The 3,306-nt window shown below is 57.3% G+C and carries 3 protein-coding genes and 1 pseudogene; all 4 read left to right on the top strand.

Annotated elements, in window-relative coordinates:
- Positions 1-1,014 (top strand): annotated as a pseudogene (locus tag CPT76_RS40930) (ABC transporter permease); the annotation flags it as partial.
- Complete coding sequence (locus CPT76_RS40925; RefSeq protein WP_258169018.1) at positions 938-1,639, top strand: FtsX-like permease family protein; 702 nt, start codon at positions 938-940, stop codon at positions 1,637-1,639. The pseudogene CPT76_RS40930 and the gene CPT76_RS40925, both read left to right, overlap by 77 nt.
- A gap of 38 nt (positions 1,640-1,677) precedes the next feature.
- A complete protein-coding gene (locus CPT76_RS32070) occupies positions 1,678-2,298 on the top strand; it encodes a DedA family protein (RefSeq protein ID WP_105445766.1) in 621 nt (206 codons plus the stop codon).
- A 31-nt stretch (positions 2,299-2,329) separates the two neighbouring features.
- On the top strand, positions 2,330-3,157 hold the full coding sequence (locus tag CPT76_RS32065) for an undecaprenyl-diphosphate phosphatase (RefSeq protein WP_181153203.1): 828 nt from the start codon (positions 2,330-2,332) through the stop codon (positions 3,155-3,157).
- The last annotated feature ends 149 nt before the right edge of the window (positions 3,158-3,306 follow it).

The following is a 3,306-nucleotide window of genomic DNA, read 5'->3' as shown; positions in this document are numbered from 1 at the left end:
CTGATGGAGAACATGCTGATCGGCCTCGGAGCCATTCTGACCGGTATGGCCGCGGGCCTTATCACAGGCAAGCTCTTTCTGATGATCGGTTCCCGTTCCTTTGGCATGGCCCCGATTCCGTTTTACTTGCCCTGGCAGGCGCTGGCGCTGACAGCGGGCGCATTTGTGCTGTTGTTCCTGCTGATTTCGGTTTGCACCTCCGTCATGCTCCGGAACCGGACGCTCATCGAGCTGTTTCAGTCCGGGCAAAGGCCGAAGACGCCGCCGCGGACGTCCGCCATCCAGTCGCTGCTGGCGGCCGTGCTGCTGCTTGCATCCTATGCACTGGCTGCGACCACCACGGTGAATACGATCTACATCCGCATGCTTCCGGTCGTCATCATGACCATCGCCGGAACGTATTTCCTGTACACCCAGCTTGGCGTATGGGTCGTCCGGCTGCTGCAGAAGCGGAGGTTCTTTTTCTGGAAAAAGACGAATATCGTGACGGTCTCGAATCTGGCGTACCGGCTCAAAGACAACGCGAACATGCTGTTCATGGTGACGATCATTTCGACGGTTTCGTTCTGTGCTGTCGGCGTGTTTGCTTCCATTAATACGCTCTCCGGCCAGTTCCGGGAGGACTACCCGGCGGCGGTCAGCTATCTGTCCAAGGGCGGAAATTCTTTGGAAGCGCAGCATGTGCAGCAGCTTGAGGACGAATTTCGTGCGAAGGGGCTCAGTCCAGCGATCGTCAGCTTTCCGGTCAAAAACATCCAGGTCGTCCTGCCAGCCGGCGAAGGGGACAGCGCGCTGCTTCCGGTCATCTCTTATTCCAGCTACAAGCAGGCGGTGGAATCCGCCGGGGACAGCGACCTGGAGAAGCCGCTGGAAGGCATTGACGCCCTGGTGATGATCAGTTCCGAGCGCGACCGCACCTACACCCCGGATCCGGGAGATGGAGGTCTATACGCTGGCGGAAGAGAGGCTGCAACTCCGGGAGATCGGGTACACGTCGCGGGTTCCCGTGCCTGAGCATGTCCTGCGGGAGATGAAATGGAAGCGGGAAGGCGATTTCAGCGGCCTCGTCGTCAGCGACCGCCTGTTTGACCGAGTGGCGTCTCCCGTGTCAGTGGACCGGTATACTGGATTCTACGTGGACGATTTCGAGCGTACGCTGGGCCTTGGAGAGCGGCTCGCGCCGCGCGGCGAAGTCCGGTATGACGCCGGACAGCCGTACGCGATGACGGTGAGCGGCACGCTGTATGTGACGCAAATGACGTCTTACCGGGCGATGCTGTTTGCAGCGCTGCTGGTGGGGACGGTGTTTTTTATCGCGGCGGGCAGCTTCCTGTATTTCCGCCTCTATGCGGACCTGGACTACGACCGGCGCCAATACGACACGATCGCCAAGATGGGACTGACGGACCGGGAGCTGAACCGGATCGTGACCGGCCAGCTCGCGATGCTCTTTTTCGTGCCGATATTACTAGCCGCTCTGCACAGCATTTTCGCTTTTATGGCGCTGCAAAGCTTCTATTATCTCTCCATCGCTTGGGAAATGGGGGCGGTGCTGGCGTGCTTCGTTACGGCCCAGGTGGCGTATTTTTTCTTCATCCGTTACAACTATTTGCGGAACGTAAGAAAGACCCTTATTTAACGCAGGGCTTCACTATAAACCGTATGGGAGGGAATTCCATGGAGCAGTGGATTACCAGCGTCGTGGAACAGTTCGGTTATGTCGGTATTGCGCTCATTATTGCCCTTGAAAATATATTTCCCCCGATTCCGTCGGAGCTGATCCTTACGTTCGGGGGCTTTATGACAACGAAATCGCATCTGACCATCCCGGGCGTCATCGCGGCGGCTACAGTCGGCTCCGTGATCGGAGCGGTCATTCTGTACGGCATCGGCCTGCTGCTGGATGTGAACCGCCTGGAGCGGATCGTGGCCAAATGGGGCCGCATCCTGCGAGTCAAATCCTCCGATATCGCCAAGTCGGAGAAGTGGTTCAGCCGTTACGGCTACTTTACGGTGTTCTTCTGCCGGATGATTCCGCTCGTGCGGTCCCTGATCTCGATTCCGGCCGGGATGGCCCGGATGAAGTTTGGTCTGTTTCTGCTCTTTACCACCGTCGGAACGCTGATCTGGAACACGGTGCTCGTGTACTTGGGGGCGGCCCTGGGAGATTCCTGGGAGAGCATTCTGCACTATATGGACGTGTATTCGCATGCCGCCTACGCCGTGATCGGCCTGGTTATTGTATGCGTGCTGTTCCTGTACCTCCGCCGCGCGCGGGGAATGCGGGTTGAAAAGTAAACTGAAGGAGTTGTGAAACGTTTTGGATTTGATGGAAATCATTAAAGCGGTGATCCTCGGGATCGTCGAAGGATTGACGGAGTTCGCCCCGGTATCATCGACCGGGCATATGATCATCGTGGACGATATGTGGCTGAAGACCGGGGAGTTTCTGGCTTCGCCCGTAGCCAATACCTTTAAAGTCGTTATTCAGCTGGGCTCGATCCTGGCGGTGGTCGTCGTGTTCTGGAGCCGGTTTCTCGACCTGCTTGGCCTGCGGAGAAGAAAACTGGAGGCAGGAGGCAGCCGGGTGCAGGGACGCCTGAAGCTGACCCAGGTCATCGTCGGCCTGATTCCGGCCGGCGTGCTCGGCCTGCTGTTTGATGACTATATTGACGAGCATCTGTTTTCGACGCGGACGGTGCTGATCGGACTGGTCATCGGGGCGCTCCTGATGATCGCGGCCGACGTATGGCGGCCGAAGCGTCCGAAAGCCGAGACGGTGGACCAGATTACATACGGGCAGGCCTTTGGCATCGGACTGGTTCAGTGCCTGTCCCTGTGGCCGGGCTTCTCCCGCTCCGGTTCCACCATCTCCGGCGGGGTTCTGATGGGCATGAGCTACCGGGCGGCTTCCGACTTTACGTTTATTATGGCCGTGCCGATTATGCTCGGTGCCAGCGGGTTGTCGCTGCTGAAGAACTGGGAGTATTTTACGATGGATATGATGCCGTTTTTCTTGGCAGGCTTTATCAGCTCGTTTATCGTGGCGCTGATCGCCATCCGCTTCTTCCTGAAGCTCATCAACCGCATCAAGCTGGTACCGTTCGCCGTGTACCGGATCGTGCTGGCCGCTATTATTTTTCTCGTCATATGGTAACCGTTTGTTATAAGCCCCTCACAGAGGGGCTTTTTTTGCCGCTTAGAAACTCCTTCCAATCCAGGCCGGCCATCAGGTACAATAGGTTCGACAAGGAGGCCTGGCATGAAAATTAGAGTGCTGATTGCAGATGATAACTCGTTTATCCG

Origin of the sequence: Paenibacillus sp. AR247 (assembly GCF_002968895.1) — a bacterium.
Taxonomy (GTDB): domain Bacteria; phylum Bacillota; class Bacilli; order Paenibacillales; family Paenibacillaceae; genus Paenibacillus_AQ; species Paenibacillus_AQ favisporus.
The sequence above is the reverse complement of the archived record's forward strand: the minus strand, read 5'-3'. Positions and strand labels throughout refer to the sequence as shown.

Coding starts and splice junctions, on each gene's coding strand:
- CPT76_RS40925 (WP_258169018.1), top strand. CDS start 938: ATGGAGGTCTATACGCTGGCGGAAGAGAGGCTGCAACTCCGGGAGATC.
- CPT76_RS32065 (WP_181153203.1), top strand. CDS start 2,330: ATGGAAATCATTAAAGCGGTGATCCTCGGGATCGTCGAAGGATTGACG.
- CPT76_RS32070 (WP_105445766.1), top strand. CDS start 1,678: ATGGAGCAGTGGATTACCAGCGTCGTGGAACAGTTCGGTTATGTCGGT.